The organism is Candidatus Glassbacteria bacterium, from assembly GCA_019456185.1.
Taxonomy (GTDB): Bacteria; Gemmatimonadota; Glassbacteria; order GWA2-58-10; family GWA2-58-10; genus JAJRTS01.
This window is the reverse complement of record VRUH01000001.1, coordinates 109,203-134,521: the sequence shown is the minus strand read 5'-3', so window position 1 is coordinate 134,521 and position 25,319 is coordinate 109,203. Positions and strand designations below refer to the sequence as shown.

Here is a 25,319-nt window from a genome sequence, read left to right as displayed (position 1 = left end):
CAGCTAATCAAATGATCGATTCATCCGCTGCCGGGCTGCCCAGTTCGCGGGCCGTCGGGCAGTTGTACTTTGCACTGTTCTCAACAGCTTGCCGGGGAGCGAATCATGTTTGTCAGATGTTTTCACCTGCTCGTTCTCTTGCCGTTACTCCTCCTGGTTCAAAATCCGGCACCGCTGGCGGCCCGCGCCAACTGGGGCGCCCCGTTTCTGCGGCACCCGGCGGTCAGCCCCGACGGGCGGACAGTGGCGTTCTCCTATGCCGGCGATATCTGGACCGTCCCATCGTCCGGCGGGACTGCTCGCAGGATAACCGTTAATCCTGCCTATGACGCCAATCCGGTGTGGTCGCCCGACGGGGCCGGGATCGCGTTCAGCAGCGACAGGGCCGGCCAGGATGATGTGTTCGCTATCGATACCGCCGGAGCAGGGGAGCCTGTCCAGCTCACCTTTCACGGCAGCCCGGATCTGCCGGTGGGCTGGACTCCCGACGGCTCCGAGGTGATATTCCTGGCAGTCCGCGAATTGAGTCCGCGCCGGATCGCGACCCCCTACCGCGTGCCCGCCGATGGTTCGCGGATGCCGGTCAAACTCTGGCGAGTGCTGGCGATGCACGCCGCTGTTTCTCCCGACGGCGGGACTTACGCGTTCACCAGGGGCTATTCACCCTGGTACCGCAAGCACTACCGCGGCAGCGGAAACTACGATATCTGGCTCTATAACCCGTCGGACAGCACCTACCGTCAGTTCACCGGCAGCGACGCCTCGGAGATCAACCCGATGTTCGCCGGACAGGACAGCCGCCTGTACTATGTCAGCGAGCGCGACGGGGCGTTCAACCTGTACCGCAAGGCCCTCGACTCCTCCCCTGATGAGCCCGGCGAGCAGTTGACCTCGTTCACCGAGGACGGAATCCGGCGCAGTGCGATCAGCGCCGACGGAAGCACGGTGGTGTTCAGCCGTGGTACGGATTTTTTCGTGATGAGCCTCGGACCCTCCGGCGATCCCCGCAGGCTGGAGGTCCGCCTGCCCGCCGATACCCGTCAAAACGAGATTGCCTGGGAAACATTCACCCGCGATGCCGAAAGTTTCGCTGTCTCAGCCGACGAAAAACAGGCGGCCGTGATTGTCCGCGGCGAGCTGTTCGTGGTGGAGACTGTCGAGGATGGGATTACGCGCCGGATCAGCACGACTGTCAACCGCGAAGCCGACCCGGTCTGGATGCCCGACTCAACCACCCTGCTGTTTACTTCCGACAGCGCCGGCAGCCAGGATATCTATAAAATTACCGGCGCTGACAGTTCGCGGCCGGAACTTTACCGCGCAAGGCATTTCAAACTGGAGCGGCTGACTTCGGGCCTGCAGGATGAACACCACCCCCAGCCCTCGCCAGACGGCAAACGGATCGCCTATGTCCGTGGCCGGGGCGACCTGATGCTGATGAATACCGACGGATCGGGACAGCGTGCGCTGATCGCCGGCTGGGACGAACCGAAGTTCTGCTGGTCGCCGGACAGCCGCTGGATCGCCTTCAGCCGTAACGATATCGAGTTCAACGAGGATGTCTGGATAATCCCGGCCGATGGTTCGGCCGAGCCGGCGAATGTCACCCGCCACCCGGATGCGGACACGGACCCGGTCTGGAGCGCCGATGGACGCAAGCTGGGCTTCCGCAGCCGTCGCAGCGGAGAAAATAATGTCGACATCTATTTCCTCTTCCTGCGCAAAGACGACCGGGAACTATCCGGTGAGCAACGCAGATGGCGCGAGCAGGACGAGGAAAAGAAGGAAGACGACGAAGAAAAAGACAGCGTGCCAACTGTCCGGATCGATTTCGAGCGGCTGCACGAGCGGATCGTGCGGGTCAGTTCGCTGCCCGGTGACGAGGGCGCGCCCGCGATCTCGCCCGACGGCAAGACGTTCGCTTTCGGAGCCTCCACCGACGGGGAGAGCGACCTCTATTCTGTCTCATGGGACGGTGAGGACCTGACCCGGCTCACCACCGGCGGCCATTCGCCATCGGCCGTGCGCTACTCCCCCGACGGCACGACGATTTACTATCTGCGCTCCGGAGGCCGTCCCCACAAACTGACTGTCTCGGATAAAAAGAGCGAGAGCCTGCCGCTGGCCGCCCGGATGGATATCGACAACCGCGCCGAGCGTCGCCAGGTGTTCCTCGAGGGCTGGCGCGCACTCAATGATTATTTCTACGACCCGGATTTCCACGGCGCCGACTGGACCGCCATGCGTGATAAGTACCTTCCCGCGGTCGAAGCCGGGATTCCGGCGCGTGAGGATTTCGAGGCTCTCATTCACCTGATGCTGGGCGAACTCAACGCCAGCCACCTGGGATTCTCCTCATCGAACGACCGCCGGGCAATCCCTGTCGGTGCACTGGGAGTGCGGCTGGATGAGTCTTACTCCGGCCCGGGTTTCATGATCGCCGATGTACTGGCCCGCGGTCCGGCGGACCGCGAGCAGAGCCGCCTGGTTCCCGGAGATGTGATTACCTCCGTGGCCGGCCAGTCTGTCGGTCCCGGCGACAATCTCTACCACCTGCTCTACGACACTGTCGACAAACCAGTGCTGCTGACTGTGCGCTCCCCGGCGGGAAGGGAACGTGAAATACAGATTCGTCCCACCACTATCGGCGCTCAGAACAACCTTGTCTATCACGACTGGGTGGATTCTCGTCGGGCGATGGTCGACAGCCTGTCCGGCAGGAGGCTTGGCTATATCCATATCCGCGCAATGGGCTGGGACAGTTTCGAGGCGTTCGAGCGCGACCTGTACAGCGAATGCCACGCCAAGGACGCCCTGGTTGTGGATGTTCGCAACAACCCCGGCGGCTGGATCACCGACTATTTACTGGCCGTCCTGACCGTGCGCCGTCACGCCCGGACTGTCCCGCGGGGAGCCGAAAACAGCGGTTATCCCCAGGACCGCCTGCCGGTCTATAGCTGGGTCAAGCCTGTCGCCGCTCTCTGCAACGAACTCTCGTTCAGCAACGCCGAAATTTTTGCACACGCTTTCAAAACACTGGACCTCGGCCCCCTGATCGGCCAAACCACCGGTGGAGCGGTAATCTCCACCGGCGCGACCCGACTGATCGATGGCTCCGTTTTCAGGCTTCCGTTCCGGGGCTGGTATGTACAGGGCAGCGATATCAACATGGAGCGCCAGGGAGCGGTACCCGATATTATTGTCCCCGAGCCGCCGGGGGAGGAAGGCAGCGGCGCCGACATCCAGCTCGAACGAGCGGTGCGGGAATTGTTGGGGCGGATCAAATAAGAGCGCGAAAAGCTGAAAAGCGGGAAAGCGGGCCAGGCATGATTTATGCAAAAGTTCCAGTTGCGTAAACTATTGAAGGGCTACGTGATAAGCATAAATCATGCCTGGCCCGCCCTGCCCCGATCGTCAGGTTTGAAACGTTTTCGGTTGAGCTGCCCGGCGGGCTTTATTATGGCCCTGTTTCGGCAAACAGATTATATTACTCTGCTGAAGGTTGCCCTTCAAACCGCCCGCGTTTTTGCGATCAGGCCAATCAGACACTGCAGAATTAAATAAACGTGTTATTGTCGAAAGGAGCTAGTTGATGGACAAGGTACGTATCGGGATGGTCGGCAGTAAATTCGCCGCTGATTTCCACGCGGACAGCCACGCGCGCAACCCGTATGCCGACATCGTGGCCGTGGCAGCGCTGGATGGGCTCGATGAATACTGCGAAAAGTGGAACGTCCCCGAGTCTACGACCGACTACAAGGATCTCTGCCGCCGCGATGATATCGATGTGATCGATGTCTGCGTACCGAATTTCCTGCATTATGAAGTGGTGATGGAGGCTGCGGCCAACAACAAGCACGTCATCTGCGAGAAACCCCTGGCCACCACGGTTGAACATGCGCGCGAGATGGTCGAGTCCTGCAGGAAACAGGGCGTACTGCTGATGTACGCCGAGGACTGGGTTTTCGCCCCGGCGCTGGTGCGGGCGATAGAGTTGATCAATGAAGGCGCGGTCGGCGAAATGCTTTGGATCAAGGCCAAGGAGGTCCACAACGGCAGTCATAGCCCGTTTGCCCAGCAGAAAAAATACTGCGGCGGCGGCTCGCTGTTCCACCTGGCTGTCCACCCGATCGGATTCGTCCGCTACCTGTTCGGCGAGAAAGTGGTCGAGGTCAACGGCTGGGTAACCGGCGGCGAGGACAAAAATTTCTACCATAAATCGTATACCGGCGAGGACTGGGGGGCCTGCATGCTCAAGTTCGAGTCCGGCCGCTATGCGTTCTGCGAGGGCAACTATATCACGGTCGGCGGGATGGACGACAAGGTGGAGATCTACGGCTCCGAGGGCCGGCTGAATATCGACCTGACCTTCTCCAGCCCGATCCAGGCCTATAGCCGCTCCGGCTTTGAATACGCTATCGAGAAAACCGACACCACCAAGCACTGGACCTGGCCGGCGGTCGATGAGTTCGCCAACCTGGGTTACGTGGAGCAGTTGCGCTACTTTATCGACTGCGTGCGCAAAAACGAAGAGCCCAAGTTCGGTGTCCGCGGCGAGGACGGCCTGGCCGCGGTCGAAATCTGCCTGGCCGCCTACGAGAGCGCCGAGACCGGCAAAGTGGTCAAGGGCGAATTCTGACTCGCTTGATTCAGGACTGGAAAAATCAGAGCCCTCCGTGGTATCTTAGCTGCGGAGGGCTTTATTCTCACTGAAACCGAGCTTGGAGAGATTAATGACCAGCAGGTACGTAACGGCGCTTTTGATTCCGGCTGTCTTCTGTGTAATCCTGCAAGCCTCATCGGCAGCGGGCGGGCTGACCGCCGAACAGCAGCGCATGGCCGAGAGGGGGATGCGGGCCGAGCGGGCGGGCTGGATATTTCTCCACACCGAGGGCGGGCCTTATGAGCGCGGGTTTCAGCAGGGCTATTTGCTCGCTCCGGAAATTGTCAAGGGGATCGGGATAGAGCGCAACCTGTTCTACTGGCAGACGCCGAAGGATTTCGATTACTTCCGCGAGCAGGCCGTGCGGATGTGGGATGCCAGACTGCCCGATGAGATCAGACGGGAGTTGGAGGGCATGGCCGCCGGGCTGGCCGCCGCCGGCGCGGACACTATCCCGTTCGAGGACCTGCTGGTCCACAACTCGATCCACGAGTTGCTCTGGTACTGGTGGCCCTGGGCCGAAAAAGACCTCGCCGCGCGGATTCCCGGGGACGACAAGCACGACGGCTGCAGCGCGTTTATCGCCACCGGCGGCGCCACGGTCGATGGCCGGATCGTGATGGGCCACAACACCTGGACCAACTACAGTTTCGCCTCGTTCCGCAACGTTATCGCCGATATCGAGCCGGAGGCCGGCCACCGGATGATGATGCACACCAGCGCCGGGTTCATCCACTCCGGCAGCGACTTTTTCGTCTGCGCCAGCGGCCTGATCGGCACCGAAACCACTATCGGCTCTTACAAGGAAGTCTACGACACCACCGGAATCCCCGAGTTCGCCCGCGTGCGCATGGCGATGCAGTACGCCGGGTCGCTGGAGGAGTGGAAGGATATCATGCTCGATGGCAATACCGGCGGGTATGCAAACAGCTGGCTGCTGGGTGATATCCGCAGCGGCGAGATCGCCCGGCTGGAGCTGGGCACCGAGTACCACTCCTGGGAGAAAAAGCGCGACGGCGTGTTCCACGGCTCCAATATCGCCAGCGACCGCGAGCTGATGATGAACGAGACCAAGACCAATTTCAGCGACATCCGCACCAGCGCTGTCGCCCGCAAGGTGGCCTGGCAGCTCCTGCTCGAACGTTACGGGGGCAGGATCGATGTCGAAACCGCCAGGATCATGCTGGCCGACCACTACGACTCCTGGCTGGGCCGCGAAAACCCCGGGCCGAGAAGTATCTGCGGCCACGGGGAGCTTGCCGACGGGATCACCAACCCCACCACCGGCACGCCGTTTTATCCCTCGGGCGCAATCGACGCCAAGGTGGTGGACAGCGAGATGGCCAAAGACCTTCGCATCTGGGCCCGCTGGGGTGCCTCCTGCGGTAAGCCGTTTTTCGCCGATACGTTCCTGGAACAGCACCCGCAGTACGAGTGGCTGAAAGGGTTCATGGACGACCGGCCCTCGCAGGAATGGACCCTGTTCGAGAAAGTGGATTGAACGCGATAACCTTTTCCTTTAAATGCAAAGCAGAGATGACATATCCGGAAAAGCGCGAGACAAAACTGCTGGCTGTCTGCGTGGGCATGCCCCGCGAGGTGATTATCGCCGGTAAGCCGGTGATGACCGGTATTTACAAGAAGCCGACAGAGGGCCGCGTGAGACTGCGCCGCCACAACCTGGAGGGCGATGGTCAGGCCGACCCGGACAACCACGGCGGCGAGCTAAAGGCCGCCTACGCCTATCCCTGGGAGCACTATGCCTTCTGGGCAGAAAAACTCGGCCGCGATGATCTGGGGCCGGGCAAATTCGGTGAAAATTTTAGCGTGATGGGCCTGAGCGAGGAATCGGTTATTATCGGCGACATTTACCGCCTCGGCGGGGCGATGGTGCAGGTGACCGACCCGCGGCTGCCCTGTTTCAAGCTCGGCCATAAGCTGGGCGATCCCGCGTTCCCCGAACGCTTCCGCGCCGAGGGCCGGCTGGGCTTTTACATGCGGGTGGAACAGGAAGGCGAGGTTGGCGCCGGCGATGAGATAATCCTGCTAGAACGCGGCAAGTGCGGGATAAGTATCAGGCGGCTGTGGGAGCTGGTTTACTCTGAGGCGCGCGACCCGGAAACTGCCGCGCGCGCCGCGGAACATCCGCTGGTCTGCAGCAGCTGGCGGAAAAAGTTGCTTGGATCAACGTAATATGATTTCGTTTTAGAACAACAGGTGTTAAACACAATTCAAATTACACCACTACCTCTGAAAATTATAATCCCTGATTCTTATGGCATATTCCTTAGGGTCCAGATAGGTCTCATTTAGCCTCAACTGACGGTCACGCTTGTTATTCAATTTTACTATCATATCTTTTATTTCGTTCTTCATTTTACATCCAAATATTATTCCCTCTAAAGCGTTTGTTGGTGAATCCAAATAACCTTCATACGGGCTCAGTAATCTGTACTCTTCTTCATATTTCCAGCACTTTGATTTAGATAAGCATGATTTATTGCCACTATTTTCATAGTCTTCATCCTCAACAACGAATTCAGGGTACTCATCTGGGTATTCAACTTTTTTGAGCTTATTAATTTCTTGTGAATCCTTCTTGAATACAAAAACAAGACAATATCCTCTGTGACCATCGGCATAATGCGCCCACATGAGTTGGTTATCCCATTTGGGGGTTAAGCAAAACACACCACTTTTAATAATGTGCTTTCGATAGGCATCTCCCATCATCGCTTCAAATCGTGGATCAGAAGAACGATCTAAACTTATACGTTTTGCTTCATCTGCAGGACATCCATCTTTTATTATTGTCGCTTCTAATTTTTTTCGTGCTTTTTCGTAATCATTGATTATTAACCTTGGTTTGAACTCAAACGGATCATTGAATTTCGATGGATCACTAAAATACAATTTATTTTTCAAAAACATTGCACAAAATTGTTTCAGCCTCCCACATTTCACACTACCGTCAGGTTCTGCAAGGTGACCATATTTAAATAAAACTCTATTGTTTTTGTTTCTTTCCAAAAACCCCTTCCAATATTTATCCTCAACCATACTCCCTCACTTCCTGTAACTCAGCGCCACCCCGTCCCCGCTGGTGTTGAGCATCACGGTTTGCAGTTCCGGGTGGTTCTGCACAAAATCCAGGTAATCCCTCATCGCGTCGGCCATCTGGATCGCGTTGTGGGCCACGATTATCCCACCTGACGGAATCCTGTCCCAGACAGCGTCGAGATACCCCTTGTACTGCCCCTTGGCCGCATCGAGGAACACCAGGTCGAACTCACCGGTCAGCTTGGGCAGCTCCGCCAGCGCATCGCCCTCGACTATCGTGATCAGCTCGCTCACCCCCGCCTTGGCAAAGTTCTCCCCCGCCAGCTTGACCTTGTTCGGGTCAATCTCGAGGGTTGTCAATTTCCCGCCGGTCTCGCGCAGGCCCAGGGCGATCCAGATTGCGCTCAGCCCGTTGGAGGTGCCGACTTCCAGGGCGTTTTTGATCCCGTTCATCCGCACCAGCATCTTCAGCAGACGGCCGTCCTGGGGCGGCACATTGAGCATCCGGTTCTCGCGGCCCCAGCCGTGAAGTTCGCTCAGCAGGCGGTAGACGGGCTGTTCCAGTTCGCTGTCGGTGAACACGGGCACCTGGGCGCGGAGCGATGCGAATCCCAGCGGAATCATCACGGCGGCCAGCAGGAATATCAGGATCGCTTTCATGGGATATCCTCTCGTCTATCTGGAAATTCCCCTCTCGAGAGGGGTGTCCGCGAATGCGGACGGGGTGTGTAAAGTTACGCAAGGTCAGACTCAATCCGTCAGTGTCACTTTGCGGCCGGACCAGCTTTCGTACTCATCGATCACGTCCTGCCGGCCGACCCACGGTTTATAGACCAGCCGCGCGGTGTAGCCGTAGCTGTGGCCCACTTCGTAGTCGTGGATGATATACTGCCAGTCCCAGGCCGGATTTGTGCCGGGGCGCACGGGTGCTCCGCTGGTCGGCGAATGGGAAAAACGGATCGCACCGGGCGCTGATTCGAACATGATAATATGCACCATTTCACCACGGCGTCCATAGTAGAACGGATAGGCGTAGGCGCTGTCGGCGAACGTTGTGTAGAGCATCCGTCTGTGCTCGGGGTTGAACGAGATATCGCGGATATCTTCCTGGTAGCGCACGGTGCCGTTGGTTGAGTGGGCCGCGGTTTTCCAGCTTACCCATTGACGCTTGCGGCTGTCCTTGTGGGAGCCGATATAGTAAATCGTCTTCTCATCCTCGTCGGTGGTGTTGATATAACTGGCCCAGAACAGGCCGATATAACCCCGGTCGAAAGTGTCCCTGCGCGGTATGCAGAAAAAGTCCATGTCGATGTAGTGCGGGGCGGCGACTGTATAGGTTGTCCAGCTTTCCAGCCAGTGGAGATTGCTGGGCGGCATATGGAGCTGTACGCTGGTTTCGTTGAGCTGGTGGAGCACGACCTCCGAGGACCGCGGCTCGAACAGGACCTCGGCAGGTTCCCACCATTTTTCCCCGTCCCAGATATGCTCGAAATTCATCCCGGCCACACGCCGCCAGAAATGGTTGCCGGGCTGCGCCTTGTGCGAGAGATACGCCACCCCGTTGTACCAGGCGCGGTGTCCCTCGTACTCGGCGTTATCGGCGATCACCACTTCCAAGTCACCGGCGGTAATCGATACATGGGACTGGCGGGACGCCTCTTCCTGCGCCCACAGTCCGGCGGTTAGAGCGATGGCGAGTGTCACTGCTGCGGCATGCTTCATCTCCCGGACTCCCTGCCTGCAATGAATTATCCCGCGGCAGAGCCGCGAGGCAATCTGTTTTCTTAGCGGAAAGTTGTCTGCCTGAAAAACCAATCGCGATTTCTGTTCAACCGCTATCTAAGCGTTCAAGGGCGCCAGGGCCGCTCCCGCACTAAAGCATCGCCCAATCGATCTTTCGCAGTCCGGGTTAATCGTCCCGGCCGCCGAGCAAACCGGAGCGGACCAGGAAATACAGCAACTGAGCAACAGCCGTCACCGTGGCGGCCACGTAGGTCATCGCCGCGGCGTTCAGCACCTTGTTGACCCCCTCGCTCTCCTCCCGGCTGCCCAGCACGCCGGCCTTGACCAGGACGGCCTTGGCCCGGCTGCTGGCGTTGAACTCAACCGGCAGGGTAACCAGCTGAAAGGCGACCAGGGCGCTGAAAGCGAGGATACCCAGCTGCATCAACTGCAACGACTGCAACAGCATCCCGAAAATAATCATCGGCCAGGCCAGCCACGAGCCGAAACGCGCGACCGGAACCAGGGTCGAGCGCAGCTTGAGCGGGGCATAACCCCTGGCATGCTGAATGGCATGACCGGCTTCGTGGGCCGCAACTCCGGCGGCGGCGATACTGTAACTGCCGTACACGTCGGGGCTCAAGCGCAGGGTCTTGTTCCTGGGATCGTAGTGGTCGCTGAGCATGCCGCCCACCTGCTCGATCTTGACATCACCGATCCCCGCGTAGCGCAAAACAGCCTCGGCGGCCTGGGCGCCGGTCATCCTGTTGCCGGTGGGCCGCTTGCTGAACTTGCTGAACGTGGATTTCACTTTAATCTGGGCCCAGATAGCCAGGACCATGGTCGGTCCGATCAGCAACCAGTACAGGGGGTCCAGTCCATAAATAAATCCCATCTCAACCTTCGTTGGAAAATGTCATTCTCCCCAGCTCTCTGGCAGGGCGTCGTTTCATGGTCGGTTCGTACTGAAATCTACCCTTAAAGTAAATCGCGGTTCCTAAAATAGCAACATGCGTACCCGCAGCACCGGAAATACATAAGTAATTTTATTTAAACAAGTTAACACTGCCGTACTCAGTTAAATCCTGTTGCATTCTGCCATCCGGGCAGATAACGGGCGCAATCTCCGCTAAAGAGGCCGGATACTTTATGGAGCTTTATCGCCCCTCGTAACAATAACGAAACACGGATTTAAACAAAATTTAACTTCCGGTTAACAGCTACGTAATAGACCCCCGTTAGATTTTTGCCTGAAACACTACTGGAGTCCCCCACAACCTAATCTTCAGCTTCAGGGAGGTTTGATGAGTAGAATCCGTCCGGTGGCGCTGGCCGCTTCCTGGCTGCTGTTCGCGGGCCCGGGATTAGTGTACGCGGCGGACAACGGTCCGACTGTCGCGGAACTGGTCAGGGGAATCAATACGGTTTGGGTGCTGGTGGCCGCATTCCTGGTATTCTTCATGCAGGCCGGCTTCGGCATGCTGGAGGCCGGGTTTACCCGGGCCAAGAACGCCGCCAATATCCTGACGAAAAACATGATGGACTTCTCGATGGCCTCGCTGGCTTACTGGATGGTGGGGTTCGGCTTGATGTACGGGGCAGGCAACGGCCTGCTGGGAACCGACCAGTTCTTCCTGATCGGATCGCCCGCGGAGACCGCCGGCGTGCCGACTTATGCTTTCTGGTTGTTCCAGGCGGTGTTCACCGCGGCCGCGGCGACAATCGTGGCCGGTGCGATGGCCGAGCGGACCAAGTTCAAAACTTACATGATCTACAGTTTTATCATCAGCGCCCTGATCTATCCGATCGTGGGCCACTGGATCTGGGGCGGAGGCTGGCTCAGTGAGCTGGGCTTCCAGGATTTCGCCGGCAGCACGGTGGTCCACTCGGTCGGCGGTTTCGCGGCGATGGCCGGGGCGATCGTGCTCGGCCCTCGGCTGGGCAAGTACAATCCCGACGGCAGCGCCAACGTGATTCCGGGCCACAATATCCCGCTGGCCGCGCTGGGCTGCCTGATCCTCTGGTTCGGCTGGTTCGGGTTCAACCCGGGCAGCAGCCTGAGCGGGATGGACGCCCATCTGATCGCCAAGGTGGCGGTCAACACCAACCTGTCCGCCTCGGCCGGCTGCGTGGCCACGACCCTGCTGGTGTGGTGGCGCTACGGCAAACCAGACCTCAGCATGTCGATCAACGGCGCCCTGGCGGGACTGGTGGCAATTACCGCACCCTGCGCCGTGGTCAGCCCGGCCTCCAGCGTGCTGATCGGATTCCTGGCCGCGCCGGTGGTCACTTTCGGCGTCAGTTTTCTGGACAGGATTCACGTTGACGACCCGGTGGGAGCGATCCCGGTGCACGGCATGTGCGGCGCGTGGGGAACTGTCGCCCTGGGGCTGTTCCACGAAAGCGACGGTTTGTTTTTCGGGGGCGGGTTCAAGCTCGTGGGCGTACAGGCGCTCGGCAGTCTCACCGTAATCCTGTTTACGCTGGTCAGCATGTATATCATTTTCAAGCTGCTGGCCGCCACGGTGGGGCTGCGGGTCAGCCAGCAGGAGGAAATTCGGGGACTGGATATCGGTGAGCACGGGATGGAAAGCTACGCCGGCTTCCAGATCTTCCTCACCGACTAGATAAACCGGGAGCAGATGAGAGATGAAACTGATAATTGCATTGATTCAGCCGGAAAAACTTCCGGACGTGAAGAAAGCGCTGTTCGAGCACGACGTACACAAGATGACCGTGAGCAACGTGATCGGCTGCGGCCAGCAGAAAGGTTTCACCGAAACTTACCGCGGAGTGATCCACGAGGTAAATCTGCTGAAGAAAATCAGGCTGGAAATCGCGGTCAACGAGGACTTTGTCGACGCCACTGTGGAGGCGATTATCCAGGGGGCGAGGACCGGGAAAATCGGCGACGGGAAGATCTTCGTGCAGCCGCTGGAGCGCTGTGTCAGGATACGCACCGGCGAGGAGGGCCACGACGCCATCGGTTAACCAGCCGGGAAACAGCCGAACAAAAGGGGATAGCCTCAGGCAGAGGTTATCCCCTTTTTACGTTTTCCTCCCCAGCAGTCTCCGCCCGATCAGTCCTTGATCAGGGTGATCAACTGACTCACTTTGGCCAGCTTATTGGTGTCCATGGAATTCATCAGCCGGCCGGCCTGGCGCTTGCTCATCCTGGTCAGGATTTTGGCCGCCGAGAAATCGGGCAGGCTGTTCATCACCGCACCCGCGTCGACCGGTTTCATACTCTCGAACAGCTTGGCCATCTCGGTGTACTGGATGTTCATGATCGAGTCTTCCTCGGCGCTGGCGGAACTCAACTGCCGCTGAAGCTCTTCGAGCTGCAGCTTCTGCTGCTCCAGCTCGGACTTTCGCCTCTGCTGGGCTTCCTCCTCGGCCATCAACTGCACGCGCTGCTGTTCGAGCTGGTAGCGCTCCTTGTCATAGACATTCAGGCTGTCGGGCACCACGCCCGCTGCCAGCAGGCTGTCCATGTTCACCGGGGGCAGGGGCGGCTCGCTGTATTCCTTGGTATACCAGATGATACCGGTAAACAGTCCGATTATCAGCAGGAACGACAGAATAAAACCGCCCATGAACTGCAGTAACTTGGTCATGGCTGGTCATCTCCGTTGATTCTGAATGCTCGTTTCATCTTACCTTCCATGCTTATTATACTTAAGCCTGGCGGGACTGTTCCGCAACGGGGGATCCTGTATTACTCATCGCCGTTGTGGAAATTCCGCGCGCTCAACTCATCCATGAATTTCTGCTCCACCTGGCGCAGTTTCCGGCGATACTCCTTGTATCTTTTTTCCTTGAGCTTTTCCAGTATTTTCTTGTCCTTGGTAATCTCGAGCAGTTTTTCCCTGTTCCGCTCCACCAGTTTCACCACTTTTTCGATGTCGTCCCGCTGGCGGTGGATATCGTCCAGCACCTTATCCGTATAGGTGGCGCACTGAACCAGGGCGCTGACCTTAATCGAGCCGGAATTCCGCCGGCCAGAAAACTGCTCCAGTTCCTCGGTCAGGCAGTCTATCATTTCCTCCAGCAGCCGCTCGTTCCTGTCGAGTTCGGCCAGCGCCACCGCCAGTTCCCTTTTCTGCAATTCTTCCCTGGTGCGGGTGGTTTCCATCACTTTCTGCAGCCTGAACTCGAACTGTTTCATTCACCTGTTCCCACGTCTCACCGTGCTTGCCGCTTTCCTGTTTCGAGCATGCCGCCTTCGGCCTGCGGCATTTGTGCGGCAGCTTGAGCCGCCTGCTGCCGGCCCTGCTGTGCCGCTCCCGGCGGCGTTCCCTCCACTTCGGTGTGCAGTGACTCCAGACGTACGAGAGTCTGGTCGAAACTCGTATGCTCGTCGATATCCTGACGCAGGAACTTGGTGATCGGCCCAATCGAACGAATGGCTTTGTCGATCGCCGGGTTGGTGCCGGCCTGATAGGCCCCGATATTAATCAGGTCCTCGGCCTCGCGATGAGTAGCCAGCACCTCGAGCAGCTCATTGACTTTCTGCCTGTGAGCGGAACTGACTACATCGATCATGACTCTGCTCACGCTGCCCAGCACGTCGATTGCCGGGTAGTGGTTCATCGATGCCAGCCGGCGGCTGAGCACCACGTGTCCGTCCAGGATCGAGCGCATGGCATCGGCGATTGGCTCGTCCATGTCGTCCTGGTCAACCAGTACGGTGTAGAGACCGGTGATACTGCCGTGCTGCAGTTTGCCCGAGCGCTCCAGCAGCCGGGGCAGCATGGCGAATACCGACGGGGTATAGCCCTTGGTTGTCGGCGGCTCGCCGACCGCCAGGCCAATTTCGCGCTGGGCCGTCGCCATCCGGGTCACCGAATCCATCAGCAGCATGACATCCATGCCCTGGTCGCGGAAATACTCGGCGATAGCCGTGGCGATAAAAGCTCCCTTGAGCCTGACCAGAGCTGGCTGGTCGCTGGTGGCCGCGATCACCACCGAGCGTTTCAGGCCTTCCTCGCCCAGATCGCGCTCAATAAAGTCCCGCACCTCGCGCCCGCGCTCGCCAATCAGGCCGATCACGTTGACATCGGCCTCGGTGTTGCGGGCGATCATACCCATCATCACGCTTTTGCCCACACCGCTGCCGCTGAAAATCCCGATACGCTGTCCCTTGCCGCAGGTCAGCATCCCGTCGATAGCCCTGATCCCGGTCGCGATCGGCTCGGTTATTCTGGCCCGCTCCATCGGGCTTGGCGGCTGACGGTACGCGCTGACGCGCTGCTGGGCGTGCAGCGGCCCGTGGCCATCGATAGGCTGGCCCAGTCCGTCGAGCACGCGGCCCAGCAGGGCCGGGCCGACTTCGACGTTGAAATTTCCCTGTTCGGCAACCACCTCGCATCCCGGGGCGATTCCCTCCATGGCGCCCAGCGGCATCAGCAGAACCTTGTTTTCCTTGAACCCCACGACCTCCGCCTTGTCCTCCCGGCTGCCGTCGCGGCTGCGGATACGGCAGATCTGACCCATCGAGACATCGGGGCCAATCGACTCGATAATCAGGCCGACCACGCGATTGACCTTGCCGTTGAGCGAGATATCCTCGCAGTGCTGGAGCGCCTCGAGATACGGCGCGGCCAGCTCCGAGGGTTCATTCCTGTTTTTCCGATCCAGGCTCATCGCCTCCCCCGCTCTTGCGGTCGTTGTAAACCTGCCTGATCGCCTTGTCCAGTTCCTCGAAGCGGCTGGCGATCCTGGCGTCGATATTACCGGCCTCGGTTTCGATAACGCAGCCGCCGCGCTCGATCTGCTTGTCGCCGCGTACTTCCAGCCTGCCGATCCCGTCGCCGATAAAAATAATATCGTCCTGGTGACTGCGGACCTCGTCGAGGTCGTCCGGGTTGACCCTGATCACGACCTTTTCCTTTTCGGTCACCATCTTGACAGCGTCTTTAATAGTATTACGGATCAGCTCGTCGCTCAGCAGGGCCGACTGTTCGATAAATCGCCTGGCGATTGCCAGGGACATTTCAAGCACCGCCTGCTCGGTATCGTCCAGCAGTTTCTCGCGGGCCTGGGCCAGGGAACTTATTACGCTGGCAAGCTCGGCGGCGCGCTGTTCGATTGCGCCTTCGGCCTCCTCGCATCCCTGCTCCCTGCCCCGTTCGTAAGCTTCAGCGGTTTTCAGTTCGGCTTCCTGTTCCCACTGGCTGCGAGCCTGCTCGAGTTCCCGCCTGAGGGCTTGCTGAACCTCTTCGCCGGCCAGCGGATCGGGTTTCCGCTCCATCACGTCGATCCCGCTGATAAACTCGGCATCGCTCGATGAGGTTTTACAGAAAACCTTGCTGATCGGGGTTTTAGTCTTGATTACAACCATCCACTGAACCCGCCTGAACCGTGAAATTGTCGTATTATCCACTCAATGGAGACAATCAATCGTTCGATTCATCTTCGACCATCCAGGTTTTGATCAGCTTGGCGACATTGGCCGGTTTTTCCTTGGCGAAGATCATTACCTGCTCCTGGATCTGGGCCCGCTTCTGGGCCTCGAGGCTGATTTCCTCCTCGATCGGCACGGCGGTCTCGATACCCTCCTCGGCCGCTTCCTTCGGCGGCAGAATTTTCAGCGAGCGCAGCAGCGAGCGGGCGAACAGGACGAAAATCAGGATCGAGATTACCAGCAGGAGTTTCTGGGAAACGCCGTACCAGAATTCGCGGCGTTCGGCCTGCTCCAAAGCCTGCCGCTGCTCGTCGATCTGCGATGTGTCGAAATTGAACTGGCTGATTATCACCTGGTCGTTACGCAGCTGGTCGTAGCCGACCGTGTTCTGGACTATCGAGGTGATATTGTCCAGATCGCTCTGGACGCGCGGAACACGCTGGACAACTTCGTTGCCGCTCGCGTCCTGGGTAATCTGCTGGACATAATTGACAAACACGGCGACAGTAAGCCGGCGGATACTGCCGGCCTGGGAGACCACATGCTCCATCGTTTCGTTGATTTCAAAATTGGTGATCGCGCTTTCACGGCTTTGGGAGGTGTTCTCAGTCTGGTTTGACTGCACCGTTTCCTCGCGCTGCTCGCCGCGGACCACCGTGTTGGGGTCGTACGTCTTGATCGTCTGATCTATTTTCTTGAAATCGATCTCGGCCGAGACGCGGACCACCGCATTGCCGTTACCCAGCACGCTGTTGAGCAGGGACTGGATCTTTTTGGTCAGGTAGTCTTCCATGCGCTGGCGGAGTTCGAGCTGGTGTGCGGTCAGCTTGACCATCGGATCCACCGACTCGATAGAGGAAAGCATGTTGCCGTAGGAATCGATTATCGTGATGGCGGCCGGTTCCAGGCCCTCGATCGAACTGGCCACCAGGTTGGTGATGCCCCTGATCTGCATCTCTTTGAGTTCGGCGGTAGGTTTGAGCTTGAGCATCACGCTGGCCGTCGGCACATTCTGGTCTTCACTGAACAGCCGCTCCTCGGGAATTACGATGTGCACGCGAGCCTTGTCCACGCTGCGCACGGTCTCGATCGAGCGGACCAGTTCACCTTCCAGCGCCCGTCGGTAGTTTATCTTCTGCACAAAATCAGTAACGCCGATATTCACTTTATCGAAAATTTCGTAGCCCACGCCGCTGGCGCGGGGCAGTCCTTTACCCGCCAGCTCCAACCTGGTTTCGGGGACTTCGGTACTGGGCACCAGGATCGTGGTGCCGTTCTGGCCCATCTTATATGGAACCTGCCGGGCCTGCAGTTCCATGACGATATTATTCGCATCCTCTTCGCCAAGACCGGAATAAAGCACTTCGTACTTCGGGCGCTGGACCCAGATCAGCAGAACTATCATGCCGATGATAGTAAGGAAAGTCACTCCCGCCATGGCAAAGCGCTGGTTCGGGCTCAATTTGCCCCAGACTTCGCGAGCCTGTATCAGGAAATTCTGAAAAAATTCGTTCATCGATAGCTTTCCTTTGGCCTGTATTTATTGAAAAAATCCGTCTTCCAATTAGACGGACATCCGCTTGATTTCCTGATACGCATCGAGCATCTTGTTGCGCAGTTCCATCAGCAGCTGGAAACTGGTATTGGCTTTTTCAACGGCTATCATCACGTCGTGGACGTTGCTGATTTCGCCGGCCATGAACAACTGAGTCTTCTCCGCCGCATCTTTCTGCATGTTGTCCACGTCATGGACGAAATTCCGGATCGACTCGCGAAAAGAAATTTCACCGGTGCTCTGCTCCAACCCCCGAAGCTCATCCGGCTGCTTAACCCGAGGGGCAATCTGCTCGCTCTGGCGGAACATCTGTTGCAGTTCGGGCCGGTTGGCCTGGATACGGAAATCAGCCATTATCTCTAGCTCCTCGCTTGCGTTCGGTCAATCTCAACCCTTAAGGTCCAGCTTCCCGCCAACCTCGCCCGGCTCATTGCTCTGCTTGCTGCCGTTGAGTTGGTAGAAACTATAGTTGCCGGATTTAATCACGCTGTCCGGTGTGTCCCTGTCCGCTTTCGGCGCATGATAGGAATAGACAACTCCCGACACCGGACTGGACGGGATAAATACATCGGCACCGGGGGCCTGGCTGCGGGAAACATGCTGTGCCGGAGAGTTATCAGCCTGCCCGCTGACCGGCGCCATAACCGGCGAGGGCCGGTTGCCTGCCGGTGCGGGACGGATGTTATTGAAATAGGGCAGAACTCTCATTTGCGGTTACTCCCACCTGTCAGTCCGCCGGTTAATACCAGTGGAGCCGTCAGATTTCCAGCGCCTTACGGTTCATATCCTTGGCAGCGTTAAGCGCAGTCAGGTTGGCCTCGTATGCGCGGGCGGCGCTGATCATGTCCACCATTTCGGTAACCGTGTTGATATTCGGTTTGGCCACATAGCCCTGCTCGTTGGCGTCGGGATGCGAGGGATCGTAGACCAGCCTGGGCGGCGCCAGGTCCTCGACGATTTCCACGACCTCGGTACCGCTTGGCACCGGGGTTTCGTCGCGGATCGGCTCATCCTCGTAGTGCTTGGCCGAGGTCTGCCGCAGGCGGATGTCGTTCTCGACGTATTTGGGAAACACGGTTGGCTCGGCCTCGCGGGAAACCACGAACTTGCGGCGGTAAGGTCCGCCCTGATCGGTTCGGGTGGTTTCCGCATTGGCGATATTCTGGGCGATCGTGTTCATCCGGGTGCGCTGCAGGCTCATGCCGGTAGCGCTGATATTGAGTCCGCTGAAGATCCGTTCCAGTGCCATCTAGTTACTCCGTCGAATTGTTCATGAGGAAACGTCTCCGCGAATTGCGCTGCGCAGTCCGCTGAACGTACGGTTGCTCATCCGCGCGGCGAAATCAAACGATAACTGGGCCTTGGCCAGCCTGACCATTTCCACGTCGATATCCACGTTGTTGATACCGGAATGCAGCTCATCGTCAGTGGGCATATAGACAACCGGCTCGACCTGGTCGAGCGTTCCGGCGCCGATCTTGAAATGGTTCCGGTCGGTCATCTTAGCGTTGATGCCGTTTTCGATCTTGAGCGCCTTGCGCAGCTCCTCCTCGAACTTAACCTCCATCCGCCTGAAACCGTGCGTGTTGACATTAGCGATATTGTGGGCTGAAGCCTGCTGGCGGAGGGCATAGGTATCGAGACCCTTATGCAGAAGCGGCAAATTAGTTTGCTCGAACAGAAATTTATTCAGCATGCGTACATTCTCCCGGCAGCCGTGAGTCGTGCCGCTGCAACTGTCAGTGCCAGAGATTGTTGGCTGGTGGTACTTTGCGCGCGCATATCCGCGCCGCAGAAGATCCTGTCCGGCCGGTTGAAATTTCTCTGTGGCCGGGAAGTTGCAACATCCATGCCAGTGATAAATCAGGCTCACCAACGCCCGGCTCCCGGTTAATCCCGCCGCGCCTCAAGGTGCAGGCTACACCGATTGCCTTGCTCGATTATCATCAAGAATTATGCACATCTTAACTGTCACGACAGATTTTGCCGCCTCCCCGGTTACCAAATCATAAACAATAAATTATTTTATAGTTTTCTGCCTTGCACAGTTTCTTCCCTCCTGTTATTTTGTCTAGTAACGGCTCCGTGCCGGGAAACCGCGCCGCATCATTTCATTTCAATGTACACGTTCCCATGAATTCAAATTCACTCAAACAAGGAATACTATTATTCAGGAGGGTGGATCAGCAATGAACGACATGATGACAATTTTCTTGGCAGGTGTGGAGGATATCGTCAAAAACATGAAAGAACTAGCCGGAGCTTACAAAGGCAACTTGCCAACCGAGAGCAGCCTGGAACGCAAAATTGATAGTCTGACAGAACGGGTGGACAAGCTGGCGGAGTTACTCGAAGGCAAATTCGACGAAGGCAGGCAGCGCGGTAAAAGAATGATGGATATCAAGAAGCGGATCCACAACGTTATCAAGCAACATCCCGGCGGAATCAGGCCACCCCGGATCGCCCAGATAATCGGGACCAGGGTTCAGAACCTGTACCCTCATCTGAAAGCCGCGGTGGAGAAAAAGCAGATAGTCAAGGATACTTCCGGCGCATATAAACCGGCCAAACCGGGATCAGCCAGGAAAAAGAAATAAGCAGCCAGTAAAACGATAAAGCCCGCGCGTCCTGAATAAGGCTGCACGGGCTCTTAACTGTCGTCCGGAGCTTACAGAAGCCAGTTTTTCTTTTTTTCACTGAAATTCCCCCCGATCTCGTCGGCAACCAGCTGGCGTTCTTCCCTGTCCTTCATGGTCGCGCTCGGATCGAAAGTCCGCGGGCCCGTTTCTTTTTTTCTAGTTCTCCGGCACTATCGCTTCCAGCGGATTTGAAAAGATTAAACACTTTATTCAAGCTGCACAGCTTACTCTCGGCTTCATCGAGCAGCTGATTGGCCTGCTGCAACTACTGTGAACCGGCTGAAGATTACGGTATCTTGACACCTTCCCCGGAATACTCGTTCAGCTTGTTGCGCAGGGTGCGGACACTGATACCGAGGACTTCACTGGCCCGGGTCCGGTTGTTTTTTTCACTGGTCAACGTGGAGAGGATCAACTGCTTTTCCATTTCTTTGAGCGTTACTCCCGGCCCCACCCCGTCGAGGCTGCCGATGCCGCCGGAGTCTCCACTTTCGAGTTCGAAGCTGAAATGGCGATCATCGAGTTCCTCTTCGCGGCAGAGAACAACCGCGCGCTCGATATGGTTTTCGAGTTCACGGACGTTACCCGGCCAGTCCTGGGCCATCAGTTTATTCATGGCCGTATCGTTGATCCCGCTGATAACACGGCTGTTTTCCTCGCAGTACTTGCGCATGAAATGATCGGCCAGCAGAGCGATATCCTCCTTACGGTCGCGCAGGGGAGGCAGGAGGATCGGCACGACATTCAGCCGGTAGAACAGGTCCTCGCGGAAGTTGCCTTCCTTAATCTCTACCTTCAGGTCGCGGTTGGTGGTAGCGATCACCCGGACATCAACACTGAACGGGTTGGGGTTGCCCACCCGCTCGAACTCCCGCTCCTGCAGCACGCGCAGCAGCTTGGACTGCAGGGGCAGCGACAGTTCGCCTACTTCGTCCAGCAGCAGAGATCCCGTGTTCGCCAGCTCGAAACGGCCCTTGGTTGTGCGGATCGCGCCGGTAAAAGCGCCTCTCTCATGGCCGAACAGTTCGCTCTCCATCAGGCTTTCGGGCAGGGCGGCACAGTTGACCTTGATAAAAGGCCTGTTCTGGCGGTCACTGTTGTAGTGGATCGCCCGGGCCACCAGTTCCTTACCGGTTCCGCTTTCGCCCAGGATCAGCACGGTCGCCTTGCTGGGCGCGATCATTTCGATTTTGTCATATACCTCGCGCATTACATCGCTGACGCCGACAATCGAGCTGAACGTGTATTTTTCCTTGAGCTGATTACGCAACTGGTTGTTGTCGTTACGCAGATTGCGGTTCTCGTCGCGAAGCTGCTGGCGTTCGAGCGCGCGGTCGACCACGATCTCGATCTCATCGGCGCTGAACGGTTTGGTGATGTAATCGTAGGCGCCTATCTTCATCGCGCCCACGGCGTTTTCAATCGTGCCGAACGCGGTAATCATCACGACTTCGGTTTCCGGGTTGTTCTTCTTTACATCCTCCAGCACTTCCATCCCGCTCACTTCAGGCATACGGATATCACTGATCACCAGGTCGTAATGCTCGCCCTTGACCTTTTCAATCGCCTGGGAGCCGTTGCCGACAGCGTCGACCACGTATTTCTTACGCTGCAGCGTCTCGACAAGAAAATCCCGCATCAGGGGCTCGTCGTCAACGACCAGGATTCTCTTGAAATCCATACATACCCCTTCTTTTAAGGACAGTAAGGTAACAATATGGTTATCTTGGTACCCGAATCAGGCTGACTGTCGACCCGGATCACCCCGTTCTGCTCCTGGATCATTTTCTTGCTGATAGCCAGGCCCAGGCCGGTCCCATCCTCGCGGGTGGTGAAAAACGGGTTGAATATTTTCTGGCGCACTTCCTCGCTCATCCCCACCCCCTCGTCTTCAATCAGCAACTCGATCATCTCCTCCGGCAGACTTTCCACACGTTCGCGCCCTCCGTTTCTGCGCTTCGCCAGCCGGACTGTCAAGCAGCCTCCCTTGTCGCGCATCGCGTGAAGACCGTTCTGGAAAATGTTGAGCAGCACCTGCTGCATCAGGCTGGGATCGATTTTGGAATTCAGCGGTCCACTGGGAAAATTACGCTGGATTCGCACAGGCAAAGTCCGGCTCTCGATCTCCATTTCCAGATACGCCAGCACTTCGTTGACATACTGGCCGAGGTCGGTCTGGCGAAGGTCGGCTTTAATCGGGCGGGTGAAGATCAGCAGGTTGGTGGCAATTTTGTCCAGGCTGGCCACACCCTCAATTATCTTCTTCACCAGGTTCCGCCGCGGATCGTCATCCTCGAGGTCCCTTTCGAGCAGAGCCGCGAATCCGCCGATACTGCCCAGCGGATTACGGATTTCGTGAGCTACGTTGGCGCTCATCTCGCCCAGGGCGCTCAGCGTGCGGGAACGCGAGACCTCTTCGCGCAGCTCCTTGATCGCCGAAAGGTCGGTGAAGATTTCCAGCGCCCCCACCAGTTCTCCATCATCGTTGCGAACCGGACGGATCAGCGATTCGACCGGAATCCCGCGGCCGTCCCCAGTGCTGAGCTTTTTCTCCTCCCGCTCTTCGGATGGTCCAGCGCTGATTCTCTCGAACAGGGCGCCGGCTCCGGTGTCTTCCACGAGAAACGGCAGCTCGCCGTATGGGCGGCCCACCACGTCCTGACGGTCGTATCCCGTGAGGTTCTCGGCAGCGCGATTGAACAGCACAACTGCGCCTTCGGAATCTACCGCCAGGATACCGCAGGCCACATTTTCCAGAGCGCAACTCATGCAGTTATCGAGAACCGTGGAGAGCGCCCTCGTGCCGCTTTCATTTTGTCCTGAGTTCATATCCTGTCCAGCAGTTCTTTCTTTTTCCTGTTGAACTCGCCGGAGGTCAAGATTCCGGCGTTACGCAAAACATCGAGTTTCCGAATCTTCTCGAATACGTCGTCCTCTGAGTCGGATTCAACCATATTATCCTTGCCAGGGCTTGATACAGTGTCAGTCCCCTCCCTGCCGTTTCCGGCACCCTCCGCTTTCAGTTCGGCCAATTCCGGAATCGCGACTTCTTCCGCCGCGTCCCCGTATGCCGCGAGCTCACTTTTCAGTTTCCGCACTTGATCCACACTGGCCCGCAAGGCGCGTCGCAACGAGATATTTTCCACCGCGTGATGGAATTTGACGCTGACTTCTTCCAGGCGGAACGGTTTGACAATCGATTCGTAGAGGCACCGGCTTTCAAGGTAACCGGCATCACGTGCCCGGGAAGTCACCAGGAACACCAGCGAGTCGGCGTCGTGGGTTCGCAGGCAGGAGACAATCTCCTGCAATGATTTGTCGCCCACTTTTTCGCTGATCACCGCCAGGTGGAACCTGGACTGCGGGATCAGCTTTAAGGCGGCCGACGAGTTATCCACGGCGAAGACCTTGAAACCCATGTGTTTAAAATGGTTTCCGAGCAGATCCCTGGTCAGCAATTCACTGTCTATAAGTAGAACGTTTTCCTCAGACATTCCGTGTCAAGCCTGCTGATGTTAGCCCCGGTGGCGGGCAGCTGCACGGCTGATCACTCTTCCTCACTCACCCTTACCCTCTTCCTCCTCATCTTCTTCCTCGATATCCGATTTCCCGCCGGTTGCTTCCTTCATAATCAGCCGCTTCATTTCGATCTGGTCTTCATCGAGTACGACTACCACCCGCCTCTGCCGGGCATCTATCTTGCGCACCTGGTCGTTTACTCCGACCAGGACGCCGGGCCACAGGGTCTGGAGCACGTAAATCTTGCGCTCGAAACCGAACTGGTCGGTAAACTTTGATTCGAAATCTTTTTTCTCGGTAATGATATCTTCCCTGATTTTTTCCAGCTTTTTGTTTTTCTTGATAGTAACGACCAGTTCCTTTTCCTTTTCGGGAGGGAACTGGGGCAGGCGTTTTTTGAGCAGTTCCAGAAATTCCATCCGCTTGCGAATCTGCTTTTCTTCCTCGATAAATACTTCCAGTTCCTCATCAAGCTGCTTGGCTTTGAATTCCACGTCGCCCTTGACGATCTTGCCGACTTTGACCTGAGTCTTGGTATCGCTGATCGAACCGATATTCTTGGCGCGGACGCAATTTCCGCTGAACACGTTACTGCTGGCGATCATCCCTCTGTCGCGCACAGCCACTACGTCACGCTCGGCATGAATCGAACTGTTGAGAATATAACTGCCGACCTCGATATCCTTGCCGGAACTGACCACGGCTTCCTGGATAAAGAGCGCCTTTACGTGGTTACCGGCCACGATCTTGGCTTTCTTTTCCTGCTGGGTTCCGATTATACCCTTCTTGACTTCCACGCTGCCGTTGGTGGAGACCAGCTCGGCGGCTTCGACTGTTCCGCGCACAACGATATTGCCCTCGGCGTGAACGCTGAAATCGGCTTTGACGTCCCCGTTGATAACCACGTCTCCTGGATAGGAGATGTTGCCGGTGGAGAAATCGACATTGCCCTTGACGATATAGACGTTCTCCACGGTGAGCGCTTCACTTTCGAGAAAAACGTTGCCGATCAACGAGGAGAAGAGCTGAAGGCCGTCTTCTGAAAGGTAAGTGTTCTTGCCGCGGGGCATCAGGAGATCTTCGCCGGGCCTGGCTTCCACTATCCGGCCGGTGACCGCGAATCCGTCCTCGCCCTCGGTAACCGGTTCCTTGACCGCCAGCAGCTGATCCTTGTCGACAATTTTGATCAGATTGATGTTGCGGAAGTCCACCGAGCCCTCATCGGTGATAACCGGCTTGGCGGACTTGTCCAGATCGATCAGAATCTTGATGTTTGCATCCTTGCCGTTGACTACATTCTTACCCTTGGCCACAACGGCGTTTCGCACCGGCTGGCCTGCCTTGAGCAGTTTTACGATCAGTTTCTCGTCGATTCCCTTCTCCACCCCGTACTCGTACAGCTTGTAGAGTACGTCGTTGACAGTAATCTCGGCCAGGCCCTCGGGGACACCCAGTGAAAGGTAGGCTTCCATCTCATTGTCGGAGATACTGACGCTGATATATTTGTCTTTCAGCGTATCGTAGCGCTCGAAATATTCAGCAATCTTCTGGGGCTCGCCGGTTGCTTCCTCGTAAACTTTGCGGACCGCATTGAAATCCCCGTTGACAACACCCTTACGGATAATCTCGCGGCGCACGTCCTCGTAGGTGAAATTATCCTTGGTGTCGGAGTATATCGACATGTACACGCCGTCTTCGCGCTGTTCGAATTTCCCGACTTCCTGGTCTGTGATCAGAATGCTGTCCATAACTTTC

Annotated in this window: 24 protein-coding genes; 7 read left to right on the top strand and 17 right to left on the bottom strand. The window is 57.3% G+C overall.

Annotation, left to right across the window (positions count from 1 at the left end):
* The first annotated feature begins 105 nt into the window (after nucleotides 1-105).
* The 4 genes from FVQ81_00625 (at nucleotide 106) to FVQ81_00610 (ending at nucleotide 6,856) form a co-directional block, all read left to right on the top strand.
* Entirely contained in the window at nucleotides 106-3,288 is a 3,183-nt protein-coding gene (locus FVQ81_00625; GenBank protein ID MBW7995080.1) for a peptidase S41, read from the top strand.
* A gap of 304 nt (nucleotides 3,289-3,592) precedes the next feature.
* Nucleotides 3,593-4,639 carry a Gfo/Idh/MocA family oxidoreductase gene (locus tag FVQ81_00620; GenBank protein MBW7995079.1) on the top strand — a complete coding sequence of 349 codons (1,047 nt, stop codon included), beginning with the start codon at nucleotides 3,593-3,595 and terminating at the stop codon, nucleotides 4,637-4,639.
* A gap of 94 nt (nucleotides 4,640-4,733) precedes the next feature.
* Complete coding sequence (locus FVQ81_00615) at nucleotides 4,734-6,164, top strand: hypothetical protein (protein ID MBW7995078.1); 1,431 nt, start codon at nucleotides 4,734-4,736, stop codon at nucleotides 6,162-6,164.
* Nucleotides 6,137-6,856, top strand: a complete 720-nt coding sequence (locus tag FVQ81_00610; protein MBW7995077.1) for an MOSC domain-containing protein — start codon at nucleotides 6,137-6,139, stop codon at nucleotides 6,854-6,856. The genes FVQ81_00615 and FVQ81_00610 overlap by 28 nt, the downstream gene beginning before the upstream one ends.
* A gap of 51 nt (nucleotides 6,857-6,907) precedes the next feature.
* Here the strand turns inward: FVQ81_00610 and FVQ81_00605 are convergent, their stop codons facing one another.
* From FVQ81_00605 to FVQ81_00590, 4 genes are all read right to left on the bottom strand, one after another.
* Entirely contained in the window at nucleotides 6,908-7,723 is an 816-nt protein-coding gene (locus FVQ81_00605; GenBank protein MBW7995076.1) for a DUF2971 domain-containing protein, read from the bottom strand.
* 6 nt (nucleotides 7,724-7,729) lie between these two features.
* On the bottom strand, nucleotides 7,730-8,383 hold the full coding sequence (locus tag FVQ81_00600; GenBank protein ID MBW7995075.1) for an O-methyltransferase: 654 nt from the start codon (nucleotides 8,381-8,383) through the stop codon (nucleotides 7,730-7,732).
* Nucleotides 8,384-8,473: 90 nt separating this feature from the next.
* A complete protein-coding gene (locus FVQ81_00595) occupies nucleotides 8,474-9,445 on the bottom strand; it encodes a hypothetical protein (protein ID MBW7995074.1) in 972 nt (323 codons plus the stop codon).
* A 187-nt stretch (nucleotides 9,446-9,632) separates the two neighbouring features.
* Nucleotides 9,633-10,340, bottom strand: a complete 708-nt coding sequence (locus FVQ81_00590) for a zinc metallopeptidase (protein MBW7995073.1) — start codon at nucleotides 10,338-10,340, stop codon at nucleotides 9,633-9,635.
* Between the two features lie 409 nt (nucleotides 10,341-10,749).
* Between FVQ81_00590 and FVQ81_00585 the strand changes: the two genes are divergently transcribed.
* Nucleotides 10,750-12,072 carry an ammonium transporter gene (locus FVQ81_00585; protein ID MBW7995072.1) on the top strand — a complete coding sequence of 441 codons (1,323 nt, stop codon included), beginning with the start codon at nucleotides 10,750-10,752 and terminating at the stop codon, nucleotides 12,070-12,072.
* A 22-nt stretch (nucleotides 12,073-12,094) separates the two neighbouring features.
* The gene (locus tag FVQ81_00580; protein MBW7995071.1) at nucleotides 12,095-12,436 is read left to right on the top strand and encodes a transcriptional regulator; all 342 of its coding nucleotides are present in this window, start codon (nucleotides 12,095-12,097) and stop codon (nucleotides 12,434-12,436) included.
* An 89-nt stretch (nucleotides 12,437-12,525) separates the two neighbouring features.
* Here the strand turns inward: FVQ81_00580 and FVQ81_00575 are convergent, their stop codons facing one another.
* The 9 genes from FVQ81_00575 to flgB all read right to left on the bottom strand — a co-directional run bounded on the left by FVQ81_00575 (nucleotide 12,526) and on the right by flgB (nucleotide 19,102).
* Nucleotides 12,526-13,062, bottom strand: a complete 537-nt coding sequence (locus FVQ81_00575) for a hypothetical protein (GenBank protein MBW7995070.1) — start codon at nucleotides 13,060-13,062, stop codon at nucleotides 12,526-12,528.
* Between the two features lie 101 nt (nucleotides 13,063-13,163).
* Nucleotides 13,164-13,613 carry a flagellar export protein FliJ gene (gene fliJ, locus FVQ81_00570; GenBank protein ID MBW7995069.1) on the bottom strand — a complete coding sequence of 150 codons (450 nt, stop codon included), beginning with the start codon at nucleotides 13,611-13,613 and terminating at the stop codon, nucleotides 13,164-13,166.
* Nucleotides 13,614-13,630: 17 nt separating this feature from the next.
* Nucleotides 13,631-15,091, bottom strand: coding sequence for a flagellar protein export ATPase FliI (fliI, locus tag FVQ81_00565; protein MBW7995068.1), 1,461 nt, complete (start codon nucleotides 15,089-15,091; stop codon nucleotides 13,631-13,633).
* Nucleotides 15,063-15,788, bottom strand: a complete 726-nt coding sequence (locus FVQ81_00560) for a hypothetical protein (GenBank protein MBW7995067.1) — start codon at nucleotides 15,786-15,788, stop codon at nucleotides 15,063-15,065. Before FVQ81_00560 ends, fliI begins: the two co-directional genes overlap by 29 nt.
* Nucleotides 15,789-15,843: 55 nt before the next feature.
* The gene (gene fliF / locus FVQ81_00555; protein ID MBW7995066.1) at nucleotides 15,844-17,367 is read right to left on the bottom strand and encodes a flagellar M-ring protein FliF; all 1,524 of its coding nucleotides are present in this window, start codon (nucleotides 17,365-17,367) and stop codon (nucleotides 15,844-15,846) included.
* A gap of 48 nt (nucleotides 17,368-17,415) precedes the next feature.
* On the bottom strand, nucleotides 17,416-17,760 hold the full coding sequence (fliE, locus tag FVQ81_00550) for a flagellar hook-basal body complex protein FliE (protein ID MBW7995065.1): 345 nt from the start codon (nucleotides 17,758-17,760) through the stop codon (nucleotides 17,416-17,418).
* Nucleotides 17,761-17,793: 33 nt separating this feature from the next.
* Nucleotides 17,794-18,114, bottom strand: coding sequence for a hypothetical protein (locus FVQ81_00545; protein ID MBW7995064.1), 321 nt, complete (start codon nucleotides 18,112-18,114; stop codon nucleotides 17,794-17,796).
* 49 nt (nucleotides 18,115-18,163) lie between these two features.
* A complete protein-coding gene (gene flgC / locus FVQ81_00540; protein MBW7995063.1) occupies nucleotides 18,164-18,655 on the bottom strand; it encodes a flagellar basal body rod protein FlgC in 492 nt (163 codons plus the stop codon).
* A 21-nt stretch (nucleotides 18,656-18,676) separates the two neighbouring features.
* Entirely contained in the window at nucleotides 18,677-19,102 is a 426-nt protein-coding gene (flgB, locus tag FVQ81_00535; protein ID MBW7995062.1) for a flagellar basal body rod protein FlgB, read from the bottom strand.
* A gap of 493 nt (nucleotides 19,103-19,595) precedes the next feature.
* Here flgB and FVQ81_00530 point away from each other — a divergent pair, with 493 nt between their 5' ends.
* Nucleotides 19,596-20,003, top strand: coding sequence for a hypothetical protein (locus tag FVQ81_00530; protein MBW7995061.1), 408 nt, complete (start codon nucleotides 19,596-19,598; stop codon nucleotides 20,001-20,003).
* A gap of 328 nt (nucleotides 20,004-20,331) precedes the next feature.
* On the opposite strand, the gene FVQ81_00525 is transcribed toward FVQ81_00530, so the two are convergent.
* From FVQ81_00525 to FVQ81_00510, 4 genes are all read right to left on the bottom strand, one after another.
* The gene (locus FVQ81_00525) at nucleotides 20,332-21,726 is read right to left on the bottom strand and encodes a sigma-54-dependent Fis family transcriptional regulator (GenBank protein MBW7995060.1); all 1,395 of its coding nucleotides are present in this window, start codon (nucleotides 21,724-21,726) and stop codon (nucleotides 20,332-20,334) included.
* A gap of 14 nt (nucleotides 21,727-21,740) precedes the next feature.
* The gene (locus tag FVQ81_00520) at nucleotides 21,741-22,874 is read right to left on the bottom strand and encodes a PAS domain S-box protein (protein ID MBW7995059.1); all 1,134 of its coding nucleotides are present in this window, start codon (nucleotides 22,872-22,874) and stop codon (nucleotides 21,741-21,743) included.
* Nucleotides 22,871-23,539 (bottom strand): response regulator, encoded by a 669-nt coding sequence (locus FVQ81_00515; protein MBW7995058.1) that lies wholly within the window; start codon nucleotides 23,537-23,539, stop codon nucleotides 22,871-22,873. The genes FVQ81_00520 and FVQ81_00515 overlap by 4 nt, the downstream gene beginning before the upstream one ends.
* Nucleotides 23,540-23,602: 63 nt before the next feature.
* Entirely contained in the window at nucleotides 23,603-25,312 is a 1,710-nt protein-coding gene (locus FVQ81_00510) for a DUF342 domain-containing protein (protein ID MBW7995057.1), read from the bottom strand.
* Nucleotides 25,313-25,319 lie beyond the last annotated feature (7 nt).

Bases quoted from the DNA above. Each gene is read 5' to 3' on its own strand.
- FVQ81_00625 (MBW7995080.1), top strand. From the start codon at position 106: ATGTTTGTCAGATGTTTTCACCTGCTCGTTCTCTTGCCGTTACTCCTC.
- FVQ81_00620 (MBW7995079.1), top strand. From the start codon at position 3,593: ATGGACAAGGTACGTATCGGGATGGTCGGCAGTAAATTCGCCGCTGAT.
- FVQ81_00615 (MBW7995078.1), top strand. From the start codon at position 4,734: ATGACCAGCAGGTACGTAACGGCGCTTTTGATTCCGGCTGTCTTCTGT.
- FVQ81_00610 (MBW7995077.1), top strand. From the start codon at position 6,137: ATGGACCCTGTTCGAGAAAGTGGATTGAACGCGATAACCTTTTCCTTT.
- FVQ81_00605 (MBW7995076.1), bottom strand. From the start codon at position 7,723: ATGGTTGAGGATAAATATTGGAAGGGGTTTTTGGAAAGAAACAAAAAC.
- FVQ81_00600 (MBW7995075.1), bottom strand. From the start codon at position 8,383: ATGAAAGCGATCCTGATATTCCTGCTGGCCGCCGTGATGATTCCGCTG.
- FVQ81_00595 (MBW7995074.1), bottom strand. From the start codon at position 9,445: ATGAAGCATGCCGCAGCAGTGACACTCGCCATCGCTCTAACCGCCGGA.
- FVQ81_00590 (MBW7995073.1), bottom strand. From the start codon at position 10,340: ATGGGATTTATTTATGGACTGGACCCCCTGTACTGGTTGCTGATCGGA.
- FVQ81_00585 (MBW7995072.1), top strand. From the start codon at position 10,750: ATGAGTAGAATCCGTCCGGTGGCGCTGGCCGCTTCCTGGCTGCTGTTC.
- FVQ81_00580 (MBW7995071.1), top strand. From the start codon at position 12,095: ATGAAACTGATAATTGCATTGATTCAGCCGGAAAAACTTCCGGACGTG.
- FVQ81_00575 (MBW7995070.1), bottom strand. From the start codon at position 13,062: ATGACCAAGTTACTGCAGTTCATGGGCGGTTTTATTCTGTCGTTCCTG.
- fliJ (MBW7995069.1), bottom strand. From the start codon at position 13,613: ATGAAACAGTTCGAGTTCAGGCTGCAGAAAGTGATGGAAACCACCCGC.
- fliI (MBW7995068.1), bottom strand. From the start codon at position 15,091: ATGAGCCTGGATCGGAAAAACAGGAATGAACCCTCGGAGCTGGCCGCG.
- FVQ81_00560 (MBW7995067.1), bottom strand. From the start codon at position 15,788: ATGGTTGTAATCAAGACTAAAACCCCGATCAGCAAGGTTTTCTGTAAA.
- fliF (MBW7995066.1), bottom strand. From the start codon at position 17,367: ATGAACGAATTTTTTCAGAATTTCCTGATACAGGCTCGCGAAGTCTGG.
- fliE (MBW7995065.1), bottom strand. From the start codon at position 17,760: ATGGCTGATTTCCGTATCCAGGCCAACCGGCCCGAACTGCAACAGATG.
- FVQ81_00545 (MBW7995064.1), bottom strand. From the start codon at position 18,114: ATGAGAGTTCTGCCCTATTTCAATAACATCCGTCCCGCACCGGCAGGC.
- flgC (MBW7995063.1), bottom strand. From the start codon at position 18,655: ATGGCACTGGAACGGATCTTCAGCGGACTCAATATCAGCGCTACCGGC.
- flgB (MBW7995062.1), bottom strand. From the start codon at position 19,102: ATGCTGAATAAATTTCTGTTCGAGCAAACTAATTTGCCGCTTCTGCAT.
- FVQ81_00530 (MBW7995061.1), top strand. From the start codon at position 19,596: ATGAACGACATGATGACAATTTTCTTGGCAGGTGTGGAGGATATCGTC.
- FVQ81_00525 (MBW7995060.1), bottom strand. From the start codon at position 21,726: ATGGATTTCAAGAGAATCCTGGTCGTTGACGACGAGCCCCTGATGCGG.
- FVQ81_00520 (MBW7995059.1), bottom strand. From the start codon at position 22,874: ATGAACTCAGGACAAAATGAAAGCGGCACGAGGGCGCTCTCCACGGTT.
- FVQ81_00515 (MBW7995058.1), bottom strand. From the start codon at position 23,539: ATGTCTGAGGAAAACGTTCTACTTATAGACAGTGAATTGCTGACCAGG.
- FVQ81_00510 (MBW7995057.1), bottom strand. From the start codon at position 25,312: ATGGACAGCATTCTGATCACAGACCAGGAAGTCGGGAAATTCGAACAG.